This is a genomic window from Streptomyces palmae, assembly GCF_004684805.1.
Lineage (GTDB): Bacteria > Actinomycetota > Actinomycetes > Streptomycetales > Streptomycetaceae > Streptomyces > Streptomyces palmae.
Genome location: NZ_SRID01000652.1, coordinates 1 through 1,686, shown reverse-complemented (window position 1 = coordinate 1,686; position 1,686 = coordinate 1). Strand labels below are relative to the sequence as shown.

The window sequence follows — 1,686 nt, the reverse complement described above, 5'->3', positions numbered from 1 at the left end:
GGCCAACGGCTTCCGCCTGGCTGCTGAGGACGACCGGCGGGGGTGACCAGCGGCTTCCGTCTCCTTATCTGGGGCGGGCGGCGGGGATCACCAGCGGCCTCCGCCTCGCCACTGGGTACGGCCGGAAGGGGTGAACCGCGGTTTCCGCTTCCTTACCGGGAACGGCCCGAGCGGGCGGCGCGGGCGATGGTGACCACGGCCTTCTCCAGGGCGTACGCCGGGTCGTCCCCGCCGCCCTTGACGCCGGCGTCCGCCTCGGCGACCGCGCGCAGCGCCACCGCGACACCGTCCGCCGACCAGCCGCGCATCTGCTGACGCACCCGGTCGATCTTCCACGGCGGCATGCCCAGCTCGCGCGCCAGGTCGGCCGGGCGGGCGCCGCGAGGGGCGGAGGCCAGCTTGCCGATGGCCCGCACGCCCTGCGCGAGCGCGCTGGTGATCAGCACCGGGGCGACACCGGTGGCCAACGCCCAGCGCAGCGCCTCCAGTGCCTCGGCGGCACGCCCCTCCACCGCCCGGTCGGCGACGGTGAAGCTCGACGCCTCGGCGCGGCCGGTGTAGTAGCGGCCCACCACGGCCTCGTCGATGGTCCCCTCGACGTCGGCGGACAGCTGCGCGCAGGCGCTGGCCAGCTCGCGCAGGTCGCTGCCGATGGCGTCCACCAGGGCCTGGCACGCCTCGGGGGTCGCGGAACGCCCGATGGTGCGGAACTCGGTCCGTACGAAGGCCAGCCGATCGGCCGGCTTGGTCATCTTGGGGCAGGCGACCTCTCGTGCGCCGGCCTTGCGCGCCGCGTCCAGCAGCCCCTTCCCCTTGGCCTGGCCGGCGTGCAGCAGCACCAGGGTGATCTCCTCGGCCGGGGCCCCCAGATACGCCTTCACGTCCTTGATGGTGTCGGCGGACAGGTCCTGGGCGTTGCGCACCACGACCACCTTCCGCTCGGCGAACAGCGAGGGGCTGGTGAGCTCGGCGAGGGTGCCGGGCTGCAGTGCCTCCGGGGCGAGGTCCCGGACGTCGGTGTCGGGGTCCGCCGCGCGGGCGGCCGCAACCACCTGCTGCACCGCGCGGTCGAGCAGGAGGTCCTCCTGCCCCACCGCGAGCGTCACGGGGGCGAGCGGGTCGTCTGTCGTACTCTTCCTGGCCATCGCCCACCAGCATCCCACGCGCCGCCGACAGTCCCGGTCGGCTCCCGGCGACCCCTGCGGCCCCGCGGCCCGCCCCGGCAACGGACAATGAACCGGTGAGCGAACGACATGTCCTGGTGCTGCCCGACCGCGACGCGGCCGAGGAGGTGGCCGCCGCGCTGGCCGAACGCTATGTCCTCGCCGAGGAGCCCCGGCTGGTACGGGATGCGCTGGCCGGCGAGGACGACGCCGAGGACGCCCAGTGGCTGGTCGTGGTGGAGGATCCCGACGCCGCCCTGACCTCGGCCGCCCTGCACGCGCTGGCCGAGGAGCACGAGGGCTGGCTGGAGGACCACCCGGCCTGAGCCGTCGCCCCCACCCCCTCCGGCCCCGGGTCGCCGAACACCACGAGGTGGGCGCCGCGCGCCGCACGGGTCGGTTCCCCGCGCTGCCCGGGGTCGGTTCCGCGCGCCGTATGGCACGGGCGCCGCGCGCTATGGGACGGGCGACGGCCCTTCCGACGGCGTCGGGTCCGGTCGCGGCTCGGCGGGCAGTGGGCGGG

Annotated in this window: 2 protein-coding genes; one reads left to right on the top strand and one right to left on the bottom strand. The window is 75.7% G+C overall.

The window, feature by feature from the left end:
* Positions 1-152: 152 nt before the first annotated feature.
* Complete coding sequence (gene holA, locus E4099_RS31825; RefSeq protein ID WP_135342562.1) at positions 153-1,145, bottom strand: DNA polymerase III subunit delta; 993 nt, start codon at positions 1,143-1,145, stop codon at positions 153-155.
* Positions 1,146-1,240: 95 nt separating this feature from the next.
* Between holA and E4099_RS31820 the strand changes: the two genes are divergently transcribed.
* Positions 1,241-1,489: a hypothetical protein gene (locus E4099_RS31820; protein WP_135342561.1), complete on the top strand. Its 249-nt coding sequence runs from the start codon at positions 1,241-1,243 to the stop codon at positions 1,487-1,489.
* The last annotated feature ends 197 nt before the right edge of the window (positions 1,490-1,686 follow it).

Bases quoted from the DNA above. Each gene is read 5' to 3' on its own strand.
- holA (WP_135342562.1), bottom strand. From the start codon at position 1,145: ATGGCCAGGAAGAGTACGACAGACGACCCGCTCGCCCCCGTGACGCTC.